Source organism: Alteripontixanthobacter maritimus (assembly GCF_003340475.1).
Classification (GTDB): Bacteria; Pseudomonadota; Alphaproteobacteria; order Sphingomonadales; family Sphingomonadaceae; genus Alteripontixanthobacter; species Alteripontixanthobacter maritimus.
Map to the genome: position 1 here is coordinate 128,693 of NZ_QBKA01000002.1, position 18,306 is coordinate 146,998.

Here is an 18,306-nt window from a genome sequence, read left to right on the forward strand (position 1 = left end):
TCAATTTCCGCTCGTAAGCGATACGAACACATCTTCCAGATCGGGCTCCAGCGTAGTCACATCCTCGATAGCATAACCATGTTGCTGGATCCGCGCGAGGACCTGCCCGGCGGTAGTCACATCGCGGTCATAGGTAACCTCCAGCGTACGCGGCTGGGTCACTTCGCCCTTCACGAATATATCTTCCATGGGCGGTCCGGCCAGATCCTTGTCCACCGTAACGCGCACGATCTTGGTCCGGGCCATGTCGACCAGTTCGCGGGTGGTCTTGTTAGCGATCAGACGGCCGTGATTGATGATGGCGATGCGCTCGCACAATTCTTCCGCTTCTTCGAGGTAATGCGTGGTCAGCACGACCGTTACGCCGTCACGGTTGAGTTCGGTCACCAGTTCCCACAGCTGCCGTCGCAGATCGACGTCGACGCCAGCCGTCGGTTCGTCCAGCACCAGGATCGGCGGGGAATGCACCATCGCCTTGGCGATCAGCAGCCGCCGCTTCATCCCGCCCGACAAGGTGCGCGCATAGGCATCGCGCTTATCCGCCAGATGCACCGCGCGCAGCAATTCCTCCGACCGGCGCAGCGTTTTTGAGATGCCGTAAAATCCACCCTGGTTTTCCAGCACTTCGAACGGGGTGAAGAACGGGTCGAACACGATTTCCTGCGGCACGATACCGATCGCACGCTTGGCATTGCGGCGCTGGGTGTCGATGTCAAAACCCCAGATATCCGCTTCTCCGCCGGTTTTCGTTACCAGCCCGGCAAGGATATTGATCAAGGTCGATTTGCCCGCGCCGTTTGGGCCGAGCAGGCCGAAAATCCCGCCTTCGGGTACATCGAAACTGACGTCGTCCAGTGCCAGTTTGCCCTCCGCGTCAGGTTCTGTCGCGCCCTTTGCAGGTGCGTAACGCTTGGTGAGATTTCGGATCGATATGGCGGGGGGCGGGGCGGGCATGATGGCCGTGCAATAGGGCCGCTGCGACAGGGGGTAAAGCCTGCCTGATTTTCGTGGCCCGACAGCCTGTGTTTATACGAATATTAACCATCTCACAGTGGTATATCTTAACAGCGGTTGGGTAGACCTGTGGACCATGGGTCGCACTCCATCATTATCTGGCAGGGTATCGCACCGGCTGAAGGGCTGGAAAGCTGCGGCCGTAATCCTGATGGCGGCTGCATTCGCGCTGCCTTCCGCGACAGCCTTTGCACAGGCGGCCCATTCCCAATCGATTACCACCCGCACCCAGGTTACCGACGGTATGCAGCTGTCCAACCCATGGGATATGGATTTCGGCGTGGTCCTGGTTCAGGGCGCCGGCACCATCGTGATGACGCCTGCCGCGGACACGACATGCACCGTGACCGGTCAGCTGATTCACAATGGCACCTGCGTTGCTTCGCAATTCGATGCGACGGGCGCATTTCTGCGCCGCATCCGCATTCGCAAGCCTGCACAGAACCGCATCGTCCTGACCGGGCCGGGTGCAGACATGATCGTCAGCAACGTCGTGATCGGCGGTGAGACTGGTATACTGCGGCTCACACAGAATGGTCGTTCGCGCAACATTCGGTATCTGGTGATCAATCCCGATGGCACTTTCACCTTCAAGATGGGCGGCACCCTGACAGTTGCCGCCGACCAGGCGCCAGGCCTTTATACCGGCCAGTTCGAAGTCAATCTCGACTACGATTGACCGTGAGTAGTTCGTGCTACTGATGAGCGGCCCAACGGCTCAAACCGATTCCGCCGTTGTGAAGTCGCCGCATTGGCCTTAATCGGCAATCCATGCGCACCACATATACACCGCCGCCGGAAGTCATCACCGTCACCACCCCCCGCGTCAGCTGTGACGGAGCCAGCGGCATTCGGGCACCTCGTCAAATACCGGGCCAAGCGCCAGGCAAGACGCCCGGCGCCGCGGTGATCGGTGCAACCGCGCTTGGGCATCCGCGCGTGTTCCTTGAAATCGACGAGCACGGCTATGTCGATTGCGGCTATTGCGACCGGCGCTTCGTGCTGGAAGGCGGCCCGGCGGATGGGGTGGACCAGGCGACCTTGCGCGACATTTCGGAAGGTGGCGATCCCGGCCACCGCTAAGCGCGGGATATTGGAGCGCGGCTGTTCAAGCGTTGCCGGGCTACCTATATCAAGCGGTATGACCGCAACCGATCCCCGCTCGCTGCTTTACGCTACCGATAAGCTATCTCCCGATGAAGCGCGCGCAATTGCCGCCGAAACGCTGAAAGGGTGCGACGACGGCGAGTTGTATCTGCAATTCGCCGCGTCGGAGAGCTTCGCCTTCGATGATGGCCGGTTGAAACTGGCCGATTACAGCCGCGATCCAGGCTTCGGTCTGCGCGGTGTAACGGGCGAGATGACCGGGTTCGCCCATGCCAATGAAATCAGCACTGCCGCCATCCGCCGCGCGGGTGAAACGCTGCGCCTGCTCGATCCGGCGAAAGGCAAACCCGCCGCTCCGCCGCGTCGCAGCAACCGGCACCTTTATACAGATGCCAGTCCGCTGGACGCTGTGTCGTTCGAAAAGAAGGTCGCCCTGCTGGAACGGATCGATGCTGCCGCCCGCGCCCGCGATCCGCGCGTCAAGCAGGTCACCGCATCGCTCGCCGCCAGCTGGAGCGTGGTGGAAATCGTGCGGGCCGACGGATTCGTGGCAACAGATATTCGCCCGCTGGTACGCCTGAATGTGGGTATTGTCGTTGAAAAGGACGGGCGGCGCGAAACCGGCAATTTCGGGCTTGGCGGACGGTATCTCTACGACCGTATCATGGGCGAGGAAACGTGGAACCGCTGCATCGACGAGGCGCTGGCGCAGGCGCTCGTCAATCTGGACAGTGTGGACGCCCCGGCCGGCGAAATGACCGTGCTGCTCGGCCCCGGCTGGCCCGGCATCCTGCTGCATGAGGCGATCGGTCATGGCCTGGAAGGGGATTTCAACCGCAAGGGCACCAGCGCGTTTTCCGGCAGGCTGGGCGAACGCGTCGCCGCGCCTGGCGTGACGGTGGTGGACGATGGCAGCCTGATCGACCGCCGCGGCTCGCTATCGATCGACGACGAAGGCACGCCGACAGAGGAAACCGTCTTGATCGAGGACGGCATTCTCAAAGGCTATATGCAGGACCGCCTGAACGCCCGGCTGATGGGCGTGAAACCCACCGGAAACGGCCGCCGCGAAAGTTACGAACACGCGCCCATGCCGCGCATGACCAACACCTTCATGCGCGCCGGTCAGGACGATCCGGCGGAACTGCTGTCCCGCGTGAAAAACGGCATATTCGCCAAGAGCTTCGGCGGCGGTCAAGTCGATATCGTGTCCGGCAAATTCGTGTTCTCCTGCACTGAGGCTTACAAAATTCAGGATGGCAAGCTGGGCGCACCGATCAAGGGCGCCACGCTGATCGGGGACGGGCCGACCGTGCTGACGAAGGTCGCAGGGATCGGCCACGACTTCGCGCTGGATGAAGGCGTCGGCACTTGCGGCAAGGGCGGCCAGACCGTCCCTGCCGGTGTCGGCCAACCCAGCCTGCTGGTGGACGGGCTGACGGTGGGCGGCACTGCCTGACGGTTCGTGCGTTGATCTGTGCAAAGTCAGCGACAGTTCACCCGGCGCCTTGCACGGTATGTCCTGAAAGGATGAAGATGATGGCACGTTTCAATGCAATTCTGAAAACCGCAATTCTGGCAGGTTCGGCCCTATCGCTTGCAGGCTGCGCAGCGTCTTCTGCCCGAACGGCATCCATTGCCGATGCCGGGCCGACCAAGGGACAGCTGGAGCTTGCCAAATTGACCGAAGGTATGGTCGCCGGGGAACCCCAGCGTTGCATTTCGACGTTCGGCAACCGGGCCTTGCGCATCGTCGATGAAACCGCGCTGGTGTACGATTCCGGTCAGACAGTTTACGTCAACATGACGCAGAATCCGCGTTCGCTGGATGACGATGATATTCTCGTCATTCGCAAATTCGGCGGCACTCAGCTTTGCCGCCTGGATCAGGTCACTACTGCTGACCGGTTGGGCGGATTCTTCACCGGTGCCGTTTTTCTTACCGACTTCGTACCTTATACCAAGCCGGGATGATCGATACCTCGCGTCGGTGGGCGGATGAAATTCTGTATGTTTGGTTTCATCGCCTGACACCATCGGACTGGTTCGTCCCTAGGGATGCTGTCGACGCGATGTTGGAGCAGCGGTTCGAGAACGACCTGCACGCGCTTGGCACCCGCCGCGCGCAGGATTTCATGCAATCGCGCCGAACGGCCCGGGCGGCCATCCTGGTGTTCGACCAGGTGCCGCGTAATCTCTACCGGGGCACGGCCGCGGCTTTCGCCTGGGACGATCTTGCGAAGGACCTTTGCGAAATGACACTGGTGCGCTGGGGCACCGCCGGACTGTCGCGCATGGAGCGGCAATTTCTGCTCATGCCGCTGATGCATAGCGAGGATATTGCCGCGCAGGAGGCCAGCCTCCGCTGGTTCGCGCAACCGGGCAACCGCGGCGCATTGGCATTCGCGCGATCGCACCACCGGATGATCGCACGCTTCGGCCGGTTCCCGCACCGGAACGAAGCGTTGGGGCGTAACAGTACGCCAGCGGAGGAACGCGCCGTTGCGCGCGGTTTCAGCTGGTAACAGCAGCATCCCGGTACCACAGGCATATATCGCTGACTGGGCATTGCGCGCATTTGGGCGCGCGGGAGGTGCAGATGCGTTTGCCGAACTGGATCAGCCAGAAATGCCCGTCGCGCAGTGCCCAAGGCGGAGTGCGCGCCTCCAGTTGTTGCGCCGTCTTGTCTGCAGTTTTTGCCTTGGTCAGCCCGATCCGGTTGCACACCCGGTGAACATGCGTATCGACCGCGATCACGTCTTTCCCGAAGGTAAAGCTCAGCACGATATCGGCGCATTTACGGCCGATGCCCGGAAGTGAAAGAAGTCCTTCGCGCGTGTCCGGTACTACGCCGCCATGTTCGGCCAGCAGCGCCTCGCAGAACTTGCGGATGTTGCGCGTTTTAATATTGTACAGGCCGCAGGGCTTTATCGCGGCGGCGATATCGCGGTCGTCCAGATCCAGCATGGCTTCCGGAGTTCGCGCCAGCGCAAACAGCGCCCGCGCCGCTTTGGCGGTGTTCCGGTCGAGCGACTGGGCTGACAGCATACAGGATATGCAGGACCGGAACGCGTCGGGCTGCCCTTTGGGGCCCTTCGCACCTGGCGTACGCCCCGGCATGGCCTCGGCCAGTTGCCGGTAGACAGTCTCAACTTCGGTTTCATTGAGCATTTGCGCCATATCGGTCAGCGGCTTGCGACGCGGGCGGTGCCGGTCTTGCACCAAGTCAGTGCTGCGCATGGCTCGCATTGCGGAGCAGCGGGACGGCACCATGTCTGGCCGACTTTCTTCATCAGCAAATGATGCTCGTCATAATCCGCGCCCGACCATTCCGGCGGCATAGCGGGCATGATGGCATCGAATGCCCGTGCCGTGTCGGCCTTGGGCGGCACAAGACCCACGCGCTGCAGAATGCGCCGATGATGCGAATCCAGGACGATGGCACGCCGGTTGAGCGTGCTGGCGTTCATTACACCCGCCGCGACTTTGCGCCCGATGCCGGGGAGCTGTTCCAGCCAGTCCATCGCCGCGCTGGTTTCCATGTCCGTCAGATGCGACAGGTCCACTTTACCACGCCGTCCGACCAATTCAGTAAGGCAAGCCTTCAGCCGTTCGGCAGCAATCCTAGGATATGTCTGCGTGGCAAGCTCTGCGAGCAGTTCGTCCGGAGCAGCTGCCGCTACGGCTTCCCATGAGCCATATTTGTCCAACAACCGATCGGCAGCCTTGTTGGAAATTTCGGATCTGGTGCGCGCCCCGATGACACCTTGCACCATCACCCATTCCGGTGCCCGGCGTTCACGCTCCGTCCGTTCAATGCGCCCGAACCGCTGGACCAGGAGCGGCTGCAAATTGCGCAGAACATCTGTTCGGGGGTCGTCTTCAAGCGGTAGCTGGCTGGTCACGTTGCAAACCGTTTCGGGTGGTTACTGCCGCAACTGACCGCGAATGGCACCCTTCGGATATTCGGCTGTGTGCACGTTGACGTAATAGTTCGACAAGCCTTCATCGAACGCACGCTGAACCCAAGAGGTATCGGTGCTGCATCCGCGCCAGCCGCCTTCGGTGGCCTGCTTCAGGGGGAGAACCACCGGACCATCGACACCCGCACGGCCGCGATGGATGTGTGCGCCGGTGATCGGGCCGAGGCCCTTCAAACCGTTCAGGTCCCAGCACACGCGCTTGAGCTCGTCGGCAAAGCTGATCTCTGCCGTGCCGGAACCGTTCAAATCGCCGCGATGTACTTCGTTGGCGCCCCGCAATTCTGCGGTATATGTCGAGGAGATCGTCTCAGTATAGGCTTCCTGCAGCGTCTCGCACCCTCCCAGAGTAAGAGCGGCAGCGGCAAGGGTCAGGGCGCGAAGTGTCATGGCAGGTTCCTCGATCGTGAACGGATCAGTCGGAATCTCAACGAAGGCCGCGTTCGCGCGTTCCCGCAGCGATCATCAATCGAAATAGCGCTTCAGCCGCGAAGCGTTCTTGCGGCCCGATGCGGCGTTGACGATTCCGGCACCCAATTTGCGCACACCGGGTATGGCCTTCAGCCATTTCAGCCGGTCGGCGCGTTGCAGCAAAGCATCGGCAGAACTGTCGTCCGCGAACCGATAGTCCTGCGCATCGTCATGTTCGGCGCTGTTGTCGATCAATTCGGATTTACGGCGTGAGGCAGCACGGTCGATGTGAAACGCAACGAGCGATTCGAACACCTGGATCGACCAGACCCTGTCGTCCGCCTTCGTCTTGTCGAGAGAACCGAAACGCAGATTGATGCGGTCGAGATACTGTTTCACGTAATTGAGGAAGCTGTATTTTTTACGGCCATAGCGGTTCATGTAGGAGGTGTGGGTATCCTCCACCGCCAGAGTGCCACCATCCTTCATGTTGGCAAGCAGACTTTCGACCGTGATGATCTGCTGTTCGTAAGTGTGCCCGCCATCGTCCAGCACCACATCGACCGGCCCGATTTCCTTCACGAAGTTTTCCCAGAACCCCTCGTCGCTCTGGTTGCCGATGAAAATTTCGAAGCCGTCCTTCTCCCACTTTTTCGCATTGGGATTGAAGTCGATGCCGATAATTCGCGCCTCGGGACCGAAATAATCGCGCCACATGAACAACGATCCGCCGCCGAAAATCCCGATTTCGACAAACGTGATGGGTTTGCCGCGGTATTTGGCGAACAGATGATCGTAAGTATCGAAATAGGTCGATACCTTGACGCTGCGGTAGGGGCTCTTTTCGAACGAGGCGAAGGTGCCGGAATCGGTCATCGCTTGTCTCCGGTATGAATTATTAGCTGGGACCGAGCGCCATAGGCGCGTCAAGCCGAGGGAATTGAGGAATTATTCCCATTCGATAGTGCCGGGCGGCTTGGATGTATAGTCGTACACCACGCGGTTGATGCCTTTGACTTCGTTAACGATGCGCGTGGCGCACCCTGTCAGGAAGCTGGCGTCGAACGGGAAGATGTCCGCTGTCATGCCGTCGGTGCTGGTGACCGCGCGCAAGGCACAGACACTGTCATAGGTGCGCGCGTCGCCCATCACGCCCACGGTCTTTACCGGTAGCAGCACGGCGAATGCCTGCCAGATCGCATCGTACAGACCGGCGTTGCGAATTTCGTCGAGGTAGATCGCGTCCGCCTTGCGCAGGATGTCGCAGCGTTCCTTGGTAACTTCGCCGGGAATGCGGATGGCGAGGCCGGGGCCGGGGAACGGGTGGCGGCCGACGAACTTGTCGTCGAGGCCCAGCTCTCGCCCCAGATCGCGCACTTCGTCCTTGAACAATTCGCGTAGGGGCTCGACCAACGCCATGTTCATGCGTTCGGGCAAGCCTCCGACATTGTGGTGGCTCTTGATCGTGACGCTCGGCCCGCCGGTAAAGCTGACGCTTTCGATGACATCGGGATATAGTGTGCCCTGGGCGAGGAAATCTGCGCCGCCGAGCTTGGCCGCTTCCTCCTCGAACACGGCAATGAATTCGCCGCCGATGAACTTGCGCTTTTTCTCGGGGTCGGTTTGACCCGCCAGGCCCGCCATGAAGCGGTCTTCCGCTTCTACAACCACCAATGGAATGTGATAATGTTCGCGGAACAGCGTTTCTACCTGTTCGCGTTCGTTCAGCCGCAACAGGCCGTGATCGACGAACACGCAGGTCAGCTGGTCGCCGATCGCTTCATGGATGAGGATGGCTGCGACGGAGCTGTCGACCCCGCCGCTGAGGCCGCAGATCACTTTCCCGCCGTCTGGGCCGACACCCACCTGTTCGCGGATTTCGGCGATCTTGGTGGCGCGATATTCGGCCATGCTCCAGTCGCCGGTCAGGCCGCAGACATGGCGCGCGAAATTGCCGATCAGCTTGGCGCCATCCGGCGTGTGCACCACTTCGGGGTGGAACTGGATACCGTAGAACCGGCGTTCTTCGTCGGCGGTGATAGCAAACGGCGCGCCGTCCGAAGTGCCCACCGTGGTGAAGCCGGGAGCAAGGCTGGTTACTTTGTCGCCATGGCTCATCCAGACCTGGTGGCGCTCGCCCTTGCTCCAGACTCCTTCGAACAGGGTGCTGGTGGTTTCGATATCGACAAATGCGCGGCCGAATTCGCCCATTTCGTGGCTGGTGATCTCGCCGCCCAGTTGCTTGGCCATAACCTGCTGGCCGTAACAGATGCCAAGTATCGGAACGCCTGCCTGATAGAACGCGTCTGGCACCAGCGGCGCATCCTCGTCGTTCACACTGGAGGGGCCGCCCGACAGGATAATGCCGTCAGGCTGCATCCGCTCGAACGCTTCGGCGGCGGAGTTGAACGGGGCGATTTCGGAATAGACGCCCGCTTCCCGCACCCGGCGCGCAATCAGCTGAGTTACCTGACTGCCGAAATCGACAATCAGGATTGATTCGGAATGGAGCGCTTCGGGCGTGAAGCCGGCTTCTGGTACTAGGAGTTCGGTCATGCCGCCCCCGATAGATGCACGATTTGCCTGCGTCCAGCGGCCACGCGGCCAGGTCCCGACCGACACTGCGCTTTGGGAACTCGCGCAAGGCGCAGCAAGGTTTAATCCGCTCCCAAAGATGCAGGAAAGCGCAGGTGTTACTGGATCACGAAATAGTTTGGTGCGTATTTTGCAACACGTCTCCCGGTAAACTCACTTTCGCAAAGCCGCACGAAAGATTATTTCACTTCTCGAGCCGACCGGAAGTACTCGCCTCCTCTCCCCCTCCCCCTCGATGCGGGGCTTCCGGCGGTCGCTCATTAGGAGACATGATATGCGCAACAATGTTGCAGTTAACATCATCGCTCTGTTCGCGGCTGCGGCAATCAGCGGAATGACGCTGGGCGCCACGATCGCCTGACAGGCTTTGAATTAGGCTTCGCCGTAAATGGCAGGTCGCAATGACAAAATGAAAGCGCGCCGGCCCTGTCAGGGTCAGCGCGCTTTCGTCGTTTGGCAACCCTCAGGACGCGCCACATTGCTGTGCCAGGTCGCGCAATTCGGTCTTCAGCAGCTTGCCGATATGGCTGCGCGGCATGGCTGCGATCGTATGAAGCGCGGATAGCCGCTGGGTCTTGCCGAGGCGGGCATTGACCGCACTCAGGATGGTATCCACGGGCGGCGCGCCATCTGCTACTACCACAAACCCGACCGGCGTTTCGCCCCAACGTTCGCTGGCAATGCCAACCACGGCGGCCTCGACCACGCCGCTTTCCCGCTCCAGCTCGGCTTCCAGATCGGCAGGGTAGATGTTGAAGCCGCCGGAGATGATCATGTCCTTCGCGCGCCCAACCAGCTCGACGAAGCCGTCGGCATCGACGCGGCCGATATCGCCCATCCGCATCCATGCCTCGCCAGTCTCGGGATCGATCCAGCGCGCGGCGTCCGTGGCTTCTGCCCGGTTGCGGTAACCGCTCATCATGGTGTGACTGCGGCCGACCAGGTTCCCGGCCTCGCCCGGTGCAACCTCGCGGTCATCATCGTCCAGCACGCGCAAGCGGTGGCCCGGTGCCGGCCTGCCGACGGTGTGCAACTTATCGGGGTGCTCATGCGCGTATAGCAGGCAGACGACGCCGCCTTCGGTCATGGAATAGATCTCGATCAGCGCGCCCGGCATCCGGTCCAGCACTTCGCGCTTCAACGTAGGCGCGAAGGGGGCAGACGTGCAATATTTATACCGCAGCGCAGACAGGTTCGTGCGATCGAATGCAGGATCGTCCAGCAGCCGGCGATATTGTACCGGCACCAGCATGGTGGTGTTGGTCCGGTCGGTTTCGGCATGGGCGAGCCAGCGCGCCGCATCGAACTTGCCCATGATGCGCACGCTGCCGCCCGCCAGCAACGCGGCGAGGAAGACGACCATGGTGGTGTTGGAATATAGCGGGGTCGAGGCCAGCGCGCGGATCGGTTCAGGCTCGCTGCTACCGGCGTTGCCGCGAGCGCCCTTCAGCCATGCAGCCGCGGTCGGAGCGAATTGCCGCCAGCGCATCGCGTGCGAATGCACGATGCCCTTGGGTATGCCGGTCGTCCCGCTGGAATAGATGATGTTGAAGGGATCGTCGGCTGAAGGCTCCACGGCTGGCGCTGGCGTACCTGCAGGTGCCATCCAGTCCCCCAGCTCTTCATCCAACACTACGACACGCAGGTCCGGCGCGAAATCCTCGCCCAGTTCAGCGAGCTTGGCCCGATCGACGAACAGATGCGCTGCGCCGCTATCCGCGACCATGCCGGCAAGCTGCTCGGGTGTGGCGCTGGTGGTCAGCGGTGCCGCTACACCGCCCGCCATCACGGCCCCCAGAAATACCAGCGCGTAGGGGATACCACTGGTGCCCAGGATTGCGACGGATTGCCCCTGTTCCAGCCCGTCTGTCCGCAATTGCGCGGCGATGCGGTCCACCCGGTCCATCATCTCGCCCCAGTTCAGCGATCCGGCATCGTCGAGCAGAGCGGGTGCGTCCGGCCGGGCTGTCCGCCAGTGGTCGAAAATCGCGCGATACGTGCCGATTTCCGCCCCTAAAATCGCCTCGATTTCTGCCGCCATTATCCATCCTCCATCGCCTGTGGTTAGGCGCGCACGGCGGAAGCTGGCAAGCGCTGGCGGCGGGATCGGGCGGAGGCGGGGAAAAACACCGTCCGCGCTGCGTGTGAAGTTTGGGTTTGCGCGCCTTTGCGCCTATATCGGATGCATGAGTGAAACACCCGAAAACACGCCCAACCCCGACCCCAGCTCCAATCCGGCGATCCCCGCCGCAGATACCCCGCAGGGCGATAGCGCGGCGAACCCGAACAAGAACGCCTATGGCGCCGATTCAATCAAGGTTCTCAAGGGGTTGGATGCCGTTCGCAAGCGGCCAGGCATGTATATCGGCGACACCGACGATGGCAGCGGTCTGCACCATATGGTGTTCGAGGTGAGCGACAATGCCATCGACGAGGCGCTGGCGGGCCATTGCGACCTGGTCCTGATCGAGCTCAACCCCGATGGCAGCGTGTCGGTCGAGGACAATGGCCGCGGCATTCCGGTAGATATGCACAAGGAAGAGGGCGTTTCGGCAGCCGAGGTCATCATGACCCAACTGCATGCCGGCGGTAAGTTCGAGAACACCAGCGACGACAATGCCTACAAGGTTTCGGGCGGGCTCCATGGCGTGGGTGTGTCGGTGGTCAACGCGCTGTCCGAATTCCTCGAACTGACCATCTGGCGCGATGGAAAAGAGCACTGGATGCGCTTCGAACATGGCGACGCGGTTAGCTCGCTGGTGGAGAAAGGCGATGCGCCGCCCGCTGAGGATGGCGGCCTGCGCAAGGGTACGCGGGTCACCTTCCAGGCCAGTACCGACACATTCAAGAACGTCACCGATTTCGATTTCGAGAAACTGGAGCACCGGTACCGCGAGCTCGCCTTCCTCAATTCCGGCGTCCACATCAAACTGCGCGACAAGCGCGGCGAGGAGGTGGCCGAGCATGACCTGTTCTACGAAGGCGGCATTGCGGCCTTCGTCAGCTATCTCGACCGTAACAAGCAGCCGCTGATCCCCGAACCCATCGCGATTTCTGCCGAGCGCGACATGATCGGCATCGACGTGGCGCTGGAATGGAACGACAGCTATTATGAAAATGTCCTCTGCTTCACCAACAACATCCCGCAGCGCGACGGCGGTACGCATCTGGCTGCCTTCCGCGCCGCGCTGACCCGCACGCTCAACAACTACGCCAACGCGTCGGGCATGTTGAAGAAGGAAAAGGTTACGCTTTCGGGCGAGGATATGCGCGAGGGGCTGACAGCCATCGTGTCGGTCAAGCTGCCCGATCCCAAGTTCAGTTCGCAGACCAAGGACAAGCTGGTCTCATCCGAAGTGCGCTCTCCGCTGGAAAGCCTGATGAGCGACAAGATGACCGAATGGCTGGAGGAAAACCCGGCCGATGCAAAGACCATCATCCAGAAGGTGATCGACGCCGCCGCCGCGCGCGAGGCGGCCAAGAAGGCACGCGAACTGACCCGGCGCAAGGGCGCGATGGACATAGCGAGCCTGCCGGGCAAACTGGCCGATTGCCAGGAACGCGATCCGACCTTGTGCGAACTGTTCCTGGTCGAGGGCGATTCCGCCGGCGGTTCCGCCAAGCAGGGCCGCGACCGCAAGACGCAGGCGATCCTGCCGCTGAAGGGCAAGATCCTGAATGTGGAGCGCGCGCGGTTCGACCGGATCATTTCGTCGAAGGAGGTCGGCACACTGATCCAAGCGATGGGCACCGGCATTCGCGACGAGTTCAATCTGGAAAAGCTGCGCTATCACAAGATCGTCATCATGACGGACGCCGATGTCGACGGCGCGCATATCCGCACGCTGCTGCTGACATTCTTCCACCGCCAGATGCCCGAAATCATTCGCAACGGACATCTGTTCATTGCGCAGCCGCCCTTGTTTAAGGTGAATAAGGGCCGCAGCGAAGTCTATCTAAAGGATCAAGCCGCGCTCGACCGTTATCTGGTCGATGCCGGGCTGGATGGGCGCGTGTTGCAAACGAGTGGTGGTGCGCGCGGCGGGCCGGATCTGGCCGCTCTGGTCGAACATGCGCTGCGCATCCGCAATCTGATTGCCTTCGTACCGCGCAAATACGATGCTGCGCTGATCGAACAGCTGGCCATTGCCGGCGCGCTTGCCCCGGGCCTCGACAAAAAGGCGCGCGAGGCTGCGCTGGATGCCGCTGCCGCCCGACTGCAGATGGGCGATGACGATGCGAAATGGTCCGCCCGCATTCGGGACGGTTCCGGCGAAAGTGAGAATGAGAGCACAGGCGCGATCCTGCTCGAACGGGTATGGCGCGGCGTAACCGACGCGCATGAAATCGAGGCGGCATTTTTCGAAAGCGCCGAAGCGCGCAAGCTACATGGCTTGGTGGCGGATGTGGCCGAAACCTACGTGCAGCCGACCTTCCTGGTGAAAGGTACGGCGGACGACGCGGTGGCGGAAGCCGAACCGATCGATCCGGCCAGCGACGACGAAACCGACGCCGATGCGCCCGCATTCAAGACCGAAGCGGCGATTACGCGGCCTACGCAATTGCTCGATGCGGTGCTCGCGGCAGGTCGCAAAGGCCTCGCCATCGCCCGCTACAAGGGGCTGGGCGAAATGAACGCGGAACAGCTTTGGGAAACCACGCTCGATCCGGAAAACCGCGCGCTCTTGCAGGTTAAAGTCGAAGACGCCGATGTGACCGACGAAATCTTCACCCGGTTGATGGGCGATGTGGTCGAACCGCGCCGCGAGTTCATTCAGGACAATGCGCTCAACGTCGCCAATCTCGACGTCTGAGACAAATCGGGGGCGGGCGGAGCATATGGCAGAGGACAACAGCGCGCCGATTGCGCCAATCCCGTCCACCGGTGTGGAGCGTGCCGGCTTTCTTGTCCTGCTGATCCTGATAACGGCCGGGCTGGTACTGGTTGTCTGGCCGTTTGCCGCGCCGTTGCTGTGGGCGGTGCTGGCCGCCATCATCTTCCAGCCGCTCTACCAGCGTGTGCTGTCGCATATGCCGCATTATCCGAACCGGGCGGCCATGCTCAGCCTGCTGGTCATCACGATTTCCGTGGTCATTCCGGCGATCATCATCGGCTCGCTCGTGGTGGAGGAGGCCGCCGCGCTGATCGTCGCATTCCAGGAAGGGCGGATCGATCTCGCCGCGATATTCCTGCAGTTGCATGACAGCCTGCCGGTGCAGATGCGCGATGCGCTGGACAATTCTGGCTGGGGTAACATCGCCGCCTTGCGCGAACGGGCGGAAGAATTCGTCACGGCCAGCGCGGGCGTAATCGTGCAGCGGGCGCTGGCGATTGGCGGCGGCGTCTTTGGCCTCGTGCTGGGTTTCGGCGTCGGATTGTATGTCACCTATTTCCTGCTGCGCGACGGCACGAGGCTGGGCGCGGCCATGCTGCGCGGCCTGCCGGTGCAGACGCCGATTGCGGTGGCATTGGGCGAGCGGTTCCTCGCCATCGTGCGCGCAACGATCAAGGGATCGGTCGTGGTCGGGCTGGTGCAGGGCGCGTTGGGCGGCATTACCTTCTGGATCGCGGGCGTACCGTCCGCCATCTTGTTCGCGCTCTTGATGGCGATCTTCTCGCTGCTGCCTGCGCTCGGACCGGCGATCGTGTGGTTGCCTGTGGCGGTCTATCTGCTGGCAACGGGTTTCATCTGGCAGGGTGTGGTGGTGATCGTGAGCGGCGTGGCGGTCATCGGCATGGCGGACAATCTGCTGCGCCCGATCCTGGTGGGCCGCGATACTGGCATTCCCGATTGGGTGATCTTGGTGACGACACTGGGGGGTATCGCCACGATCGGTCTGTCGGGCATCGTGCTCGGCCCGCTGTTGGCGGGGCTCGCCATCGCCGGCTGGACCATCCTGCGCGATCAGCGCGAGGGGGTGGCCGACTTGCCGCTTGAAAACGACGATGCGGCCGAACCCGCCGCGCAGATCTGACGCGGTCATGGAATATGATGCAATCATCCTCGGCGGCGGGGCGGCCGGGTTGTATTGCGCGATGCATGCGGGCCGGCGGGGCAAGCGCGTGCTGGTGCTGGAGCGCGGCGAGAAAGTCGGCAAGAAAATCCTGATTTCCGGCGGTGGCAGGTGCAATTTCACCAACCGCCACACGCGGCCCGAAGCCTATCTTTCGTCCAACCGCCATTTCGCCAAATCGGCGCTCGCCCGCCATACCGCACAGGACTTCATCGATCTGGTCGACCGCCACGGCATCGCCTGGCACGAAAAGACACTCGGGCAATTGTTCTGCGACGGGTCCGCCCGCCAGATTGTCGCCATGCTGGTGGAGGAGTGCGAGGCTGCGGGGGTAAAGATTGCGACCGGACAGGATGTCGAAACGGTGGAGCATTCGGATGGGCGCTACTCCATCACCAGTGCAACCCGCACCGACACAGCACCTGCGCTGGTCATCGCCACTGGCGGGCCGTCGATCCCGAAGATGGGAGCGAGCGATTTCGCGTATCGGCTGGCGCGCCAGTTCGGCCTGAAAATCGTGGAGCCGCGCCCGGCGCTCGTTCCGCTGACGTTGGGCGGGGAAGACGTGCTGTTCCGCGACCTGTCCGGCATCAGCGCCGATGTCGCCGCCACCGCGAACAAGACCACCTTTCGGGAGGCGGCGCTGTTCACCCATCGCGGCCTGTCCGGCCCCGCCATCCTGCAAGTCAGTTCCTACTGGCGAAATGGCGACGGGGTGACGGTCGACTTCTTTCCCGACGAAAAGCCCGGATGGCTGGTCGCGCACAAACACGAAGCGCCGCGTACGGCATTCATGTCGGTCCTGCGCGAGCGCCTACCCGAAAGACTGGCGGGCACTTTGGCGGAGCGGCTGGAGATTGCAGGCGAGCTTGGCAGTCAGACCGACAAGGCGCTGCGTCAGGCGGAGGCGCGGCTGGCTGCGTGGCATTTCATGCCTAATGGCAGCGAGGGATACGCCAAAGCCGAAGTGACGGCGGGCGGCATCGCGTGCGGCGAACTGTCTTCCCAAACGATGGAAGCGCGCGCTGTGCCGGGCCTTTATGCGATCGGCGAGGCGGTGGATGTGACCGGTTGGCTCGGCGGGTATAACTTCCAATGGGCCTGGTCGAGCGGTTGGGCGGCGGCACAGGCGATCTGATCCGGCACTTGGCCAGTCCTTTCCGGGATTTGGTGCAAAAGCGGTTGGCCCGGACGGGATGGAATGATGCTTGCGACGCGCGTTTCGCTGCGCCACACTGAGATCATGCCACGTCCGTTCCTGCCCGCCCTGCTTTCCCTCGCCTTGTTGTCCTGCGGCGGCGGGTCGTCTGGTAGCGGGTCGTCAGGCGGGGGTCCGATCGGCGGTGGCGGCACGCCCACACCTACTCCGCCTGCCGCCAACCCGGTTTCGATCCGGATCGTGGGCTTTAACGATCTGCACGGATTTATCGAACCGCGCGGCAATATCGGCTTCAACACTGCGAGCGGCGTGCAGCAGGCCTATGCCGGCGGCGCGGCCTATCTGGCCAGCGCGGTGGCGGCTATTCGCGCGGCCAATGGCAACACATTGGTCATCTCGGCTGGCGATCTGTTCGGCGCCAGCGCGCCTTTGTCCGACCGCTTCCTCGAAGAACCCACCATCGGGGCAATGAACCGGGTAGGGCTTGATTTCGCGGCCGTCGGAAACCACGAATTCGACCGAGGTGTGCGGGAGCTTGAACGGTTGGCGAGTGGCGGCTGTACCAAATATACCAGCCTGATCCCGTGCCGGGTGGAATCGAATTTCGGCGGCGCGAACTTCCAGTTCCTTGCCGCCAATGTCCGGCAGGGCACCGGCACCCTGTTCCCCGCAAGCGCGCTCCGTACGCTCGGCAGTGGCGCGAATGCGGTGCAGGTCGGCGTGATCGGGCTGACGCTGCGCAGCACGCCGCAAGCTACCAGTGGCTCGACTTCCGGGCTGACTTTCACGGACGAGGCCGACGCCATCAACCGCGAAACGCGCAGCCTGCGTTCGCGCGGGGCGGACGCGGTCGTGGTGGCCATCCATCAGGGGCTGACCCAGAATGCGGGCAGTCCGATCAATGGTTGCGGCGCGATTGCCGGCCCGCTGCGTACGATCCTCGACCAGCTCGATACCGGCGTCGATCTGGTGCTGTCCGGTCATACCCATCAGGCTTACATCTGCGATTTTGGCACCGTCGATGCCTCGCGGCAATTCCTGGTAACCAGCACCACTTCGGCCGGGGCAATGTTCACCGATACGGAATTGACGGTGGATGCCGCAAATAGCCGCGTAACCGCCGCCAATGCGCGCAATGTTGTGTTGCAACGGCAGGCCACGGATAGGGCTGGCAATCCCATTGCGACCAATCCCGCCTTCCCGGTCTTTACAGCCGATGGCGGCGTGGCAAGTTATATCCAGACCTATATCGACGCGGCGCGCAGCGCGAATATCTATGCCGATCCGTATGATATCGCCACTGGACAAGACCGCGCAGCAGAGCCGGTTGCCGGGCACGCACATCCCGCACCGGTATCCGTCGGCACGGAAGTGCTGGAGCTGGGCGAGTAGCTACCGCCTGAGTATCTGCTAACAAAAAACCGGCCCGATGCTGCTGCACCGGACCGGTTTATTGTTGTTTTAAAACCCTATCGCGAGCGTGGTGCTACATCGCGTCGCGGCGGTAGGTCTGTGCCGGGCTCTTTGCGCCGTCCGTCGGCGTGTCGGCGTCGGCCAGCTGGTAAATCGCACCGTCGGCAATTGCATAAACCCGGTTCTGGTCGCCTTCCTTGATCAGGATGCGGCTGTTGTCGCTGTACCAGTTATAAGTGCCGTTGGTTTCCATGCCTGCCGCATCGCGCGCAGTGTAGGTGCCGTCATCGTTCAGCGTCAGCGAGGTGGTGCTGCCATCGGTGCCTGTCTGCGAGTACGTACCGGCATAATTCACGGTGTTGCGCGCATCGGCAACCACCTCGGGAAAGTCCTCATCGCCGGACGCAACGACGGTATCGGATGTCGCTTCGGCATCCGCCGTGGTGACTTCACCTTCGTCGGTCGCCGTTTCGCCGCCGCACGCGGTCAGGGCGAGGGCCGCAGGAGCCAGGGCGGCGAAGGCAAGTATCTTACGCATGGGGTTGAATTCCTTTTGTTGTTGCCCGCCCAACGATCGAGCAGGCCAATTGGTTTCAACGCAAATACTTCAGG

The 18,306-nt window shown here is 62.0% G+C and carries 17 protein-coding genes; 9 read left to right on the forward strand and 8 right to left on the reverse strand.

The features are described 5' to 3' along the window. Entirely contained in the window at positions 1-954 is a 954-nt protein-coding gene (locus HME9302_RS00780) for an ABC transporter ATP-binding protein (RefSeq protein WP_115365421.1), read from the reverse strand. A 136-nt stretch (positions 955-1,090) separates the two neighbouring features. Between HME9302_RS00780 and HME9302_RS00785 the strand changes: the two genes are divergently transcribed. From HME9302_RS00785 to HME9302_RS00805, 5 genes are all read left to right on the forward strand, one after another. Then, positions 1,091-1,693 carry a DUF4402 domain-containing protein gene (locus HME9302_RS00785; RefSeq protein WP_115365422.1) on the forward strand — a complete coding sequence of 201 codons (603 nt, stop codon included), beginning with the start codon at positions 1,091-1,093 and terminating at the stop codon, positions 1,691-1,693. A 92-nt stretch (positions 1,694-1,785) separates the two neighbouring features. Continuing rightward, the gene (locus HME9302_RS00790) at positions 1,786-2,097 is read left to right on the forward strand and encodes a zinc-finger domain-containing protein (protein ID WP_115365423.1); all 312 of its coding nucleotides are present in this window, start codon (positions 1,786-1,788) and stop codon (positions 2,095-2,097) included. Between the two features lie 58 nt (positions 2,098-2,155). Next, positions 2,156-3,580 carry a metalloprotease TldD gene (tldD, locus tag HME9302_RS00795; protein ID WP_115365424.1) on the forward strand — a complete coding sequence of 475 codons (1,425 nt, stop codon included), beginning with the start codon at positions 2,156-2,158 and terminating at the stop codon, positions 3,578-3,580. Positions 3,581-3,660: 80 nt separating this feature from the next. Continuing rightward, positions 3,661-4,095, forward strand: a complete 435-nt coding sequence (locus HME9302_RS00800) for a hypothetical protein (RefSeq protein WP_181815637.1) — start codon at positions 3,661-3,663, stop codon at positions 4,093-4,095. Next, a complete protein-coding gene (locus tag HME9302_RS00805) occupies positions 4,092-4,646 on the forward strand; it encodes a DUF924 family protein (RefSeq protein WP_115365425.1) in 555 nt (184 codons plus the stop codon). Before HME9302_RS00800 ends, HME9302_RS00805 begins: the two co-directional genes overlap by 4 nt. Here HME9302_RS00805 and HME9302_RS00810 read toward each other — a convergent pair. From HME9302_RS00810 to HME9302_RS00835, 6 genes are all read right to left on the reverse strand, one after another. Continuing rightward, positions 4,636-5,361: an endonuclease III domain-containing protein gene (locus tag HME9302_RS00810; protein ID WP_230079810.1), complete on the reverse strand. Its 726-nt coding sequence runs from the start codon at positions 5,359-5,361 to the stop codon at positions 4,636-4,638. The two genes, HME9302_RS00805 and HME9302_RS00810, sit on opposite strands and share 11 nt — an antisense overlap. Beyond that, positions 5,307-6,026 carry an endonuclease III domain-containing protein gene (locus HME9302_RS00815; RefSeq protein WP_115365426.1) on the reverse strand — a complete coding sequence of 240 codons (720 nt, stop codon included), beginning with the start codon at positions 6,024-6,026 and terminating at the stop codon, positions 5,307-5,309. The genes HME9302_RS00810 and HME9302_RS00815 overlap by 55 nt, the downstream gene beginning before the upstream one ends. 21 nt (positions 6,027-6,047) lie before the next feature. Beyond that, entirely contained in the window at positions 6,048-6,491 is a 444-nt protein-coding gene (locus HME9302_RS00820) for a CHRD domain-containing protein (RefSeq protein WP_115365427.1), read from the reverse strand. 75 nt (positions 6,492-6,566) lie between these two features. Then, on the reverse strand, positions 6,567-7,388 hold the full coding sequence (locus tag HME9302_RS00825; protein ID WP_115365428.1) for a class I SAM-dependent methyltransferase: 822 nt from the start codon (positions 7,386-7,388) through the stop codon (positions 6,567-6,569). A 72-nt stretch (positions 7,389-7,460) separates the two neighbouring features. After that, entirely contained in the window at positions 7,461-9,068 is a 1,608-nt protein-coding gene (gene guaA / locus HME9302_RS00830) for a glutamine-hydrolyzing GMP synthase (RefSeq protein ID WP_115365429.1), read from the reverse strand. A 502-nt stretch (positions 9,069-9,570) separates the two neighbouring features. Further along, positions 9,571-11,148 carry a class I adenylate-forming enzyme family protein gene (locus tag HME9302_RS00835; protein ID WP_115365430.1) on the reverse strand — a complete coding sequence of 526 codons (1,578 nt, stop codon included), beginning with the start codon at positions 11,146-11,148 and terminating at the stop codon, positions 9,571-9,573. Positions 11,149-11,293: 145 nt separating this feature from the next. On the opposite strand from HME9302_RS00835, the gene gyrB reads away from it, so the two are divergent. From gyrB to HME9302_RS00855, 4 genes are all read left to right on the forward strand, one after another. Beyond that, positions 11,294-13,921: a DNA topoisomerase (ATP-hydrolyzing) subunit B gene (gene gyrB, locus HME9302_RS00840; RefSeq protein ID WP_115365431.1), complete on the forward strand. Its 2,628-nt coding sequence runs from the start codon at positions 11,294-11,296 to the stop codon at positions 13,919-13,921. A gap of 25 nt (positions 13,922-13,946) precedes the next feature. After that, complete coding sequence (locus HME9302_RS00845) at positions 13,947-15,083, forward strand: AI-2E family transporter (protein ID WP_115365432.1); 1,137 nt, start codon at positions 13,947-13,949, stop codon at positions 15,081-15,083. Positions 15,084-15,090: 7 nt separating this feature from the next. Continuing rightward, complete coding sequence (locus tag HME9302_RS00850; protein ID WP_115365433.1) at positions 15,091-16,260, forward strand: BaiN/RdsA family NAD(P)/FAD-dependent oxidoreductase; 1,170 nt, start codon at positions 15,091-15,093, stop codon at positions 16,258-16,260. 63 nt (positions 16,261-16,323) lie between these two features. Continuing rightward, positions 16,324-17,673, forward strand: coding sequence for a metallophosphoesterase (locus HME9302_RS00855; RefSeq protein ID WP_115365434.1), 1,350 nt, complete (start codon positions 16,324-16,326; stop codon positions 17,671-17,673). 94 nt (positions 17,674-17,767) lie between these two features. Here HME9302_RS00855 and HME9302_RS00860 read toward each other — a convergent pair whose 3' ends face one another. Beyond that, complete coding sequence (locus HME9302_RS00860; RefSeq protein ID WP_115365435.1) at positions 17,768-18,232, reverse strand: copper resistance protein NlpE N-terminal domain-containing protein; 465 nt, start codon at positions 18,230-18,232, stop codon at positions 17,768-17,770. Positions 18,233-18,306 lie beyond the last annotated feature (74 nt).

Coding starts and splice junctions, on each gene's coding strand:
- HME9302_RS00820 (WP_115365427.1), bottom strand. CDS start 6,491: ATGACACTTCGCGCCCTGACCCTTGCCGCTGCCGCTCTTACTCTGGGA.
- HME9302_RS00800 (WP_181815637.1), top strand. CDS start 3,661: ATGGCACGTTTCAATGCAATTCTGAAAACCGCAATTCTGGCAGGTTCG.
- HME9302_RS00845 (WP_115365432.1), top strand. CDS start 13,947: ATGGCAGAGGACAACAGCGCGCCGATTGCGCCAATCCCGTCCACCGGT.
- HME9302_RS00850 (WP_115365433.1), top strand. CDS start 15,091: ATGGAATATGATGCAATCATCCTCGGCGGCGGGGCGGCCGGGTTGTAT.
- HME9302_RS00825 (WP_115365428.1), bottom strand. CDS start 7,388: ATGACCGATTCCGGCACCTTCGCCTCGTTCGAAAAGAGCCCCTACCGC.
- HME9302_RS00785 (WP_115365422.1), top strand. CDS start 1,091: ATGGGTCGCACTCCATCATTATCTGGCAGGGTATCGCACCGGCTGAAG.
- HME9302_RS00810 (WP_230079810.1), bottom strand. CDS start 5,361: ATGCGCAGCACTGACTTGGTGCAAGACCGGCACCGCCCGCGTCGCAAG.
- HME9302_RS00790 (WP_115365423.1), top strand. CDS start 1,786: ATGCGCACCACATATACACCGCCGCCGGAAGTCATCACCGTCACCACC.
- HME9302_RS00805 (WP_115365425.1), top strand. CDS start 4,092: ATGATCGATACCTCGCGTCGGTGGGCGGATGAAATTCTGTATGTTTGG.
- guaA (WP_115365429.1), bottom strand. CDS start 9,068: ATGACCGAACTCCTAGTACCAGAAGCCGGCTTCACGCCCGAAGCGCTC.
- HME9302_RS00835 (WP_115365430.1), bottom strand. CDS start 11,148: ATGGCGGCAGAAATCGAGGCGATTTTAGGGGCGGAAATCGGCACGTAT.
- HME9302_RS00855 (WP_115365434.1), top strand. CDS start 16,324: ATGATGCTTGCGACGCGCGTTTCGCTGCGCCACACTGAGATCATGCCA.
- gyrB (WP_115365431.1), top strand. CDS start 11,294: ATGAGTGAAACACCCGAAAACACGCCCAACCCCGACCCCAGCTCCAAT.
- HME9302_RS00780 (WP_115365421.1), bottom strand. CDS start 954: ATGCCCGCCCCGCCCCCCGCCATATCGATCCGAAATCTCACCAAGCGT.
- tldD (WP_115365424.1), top strand. CDS start 2,156: ATGACCGCAACCGATCCCCGCTCGCTGCTTTACGCTACCGATAAGCTA.
- HME9302_RS00860 (WP_115365435.1), bottom strand. CDS start 18,232: ATGCGTAAGATACTTGCCTTCGCCGCCCTGGCTCCTGCGGCCCTCGCC.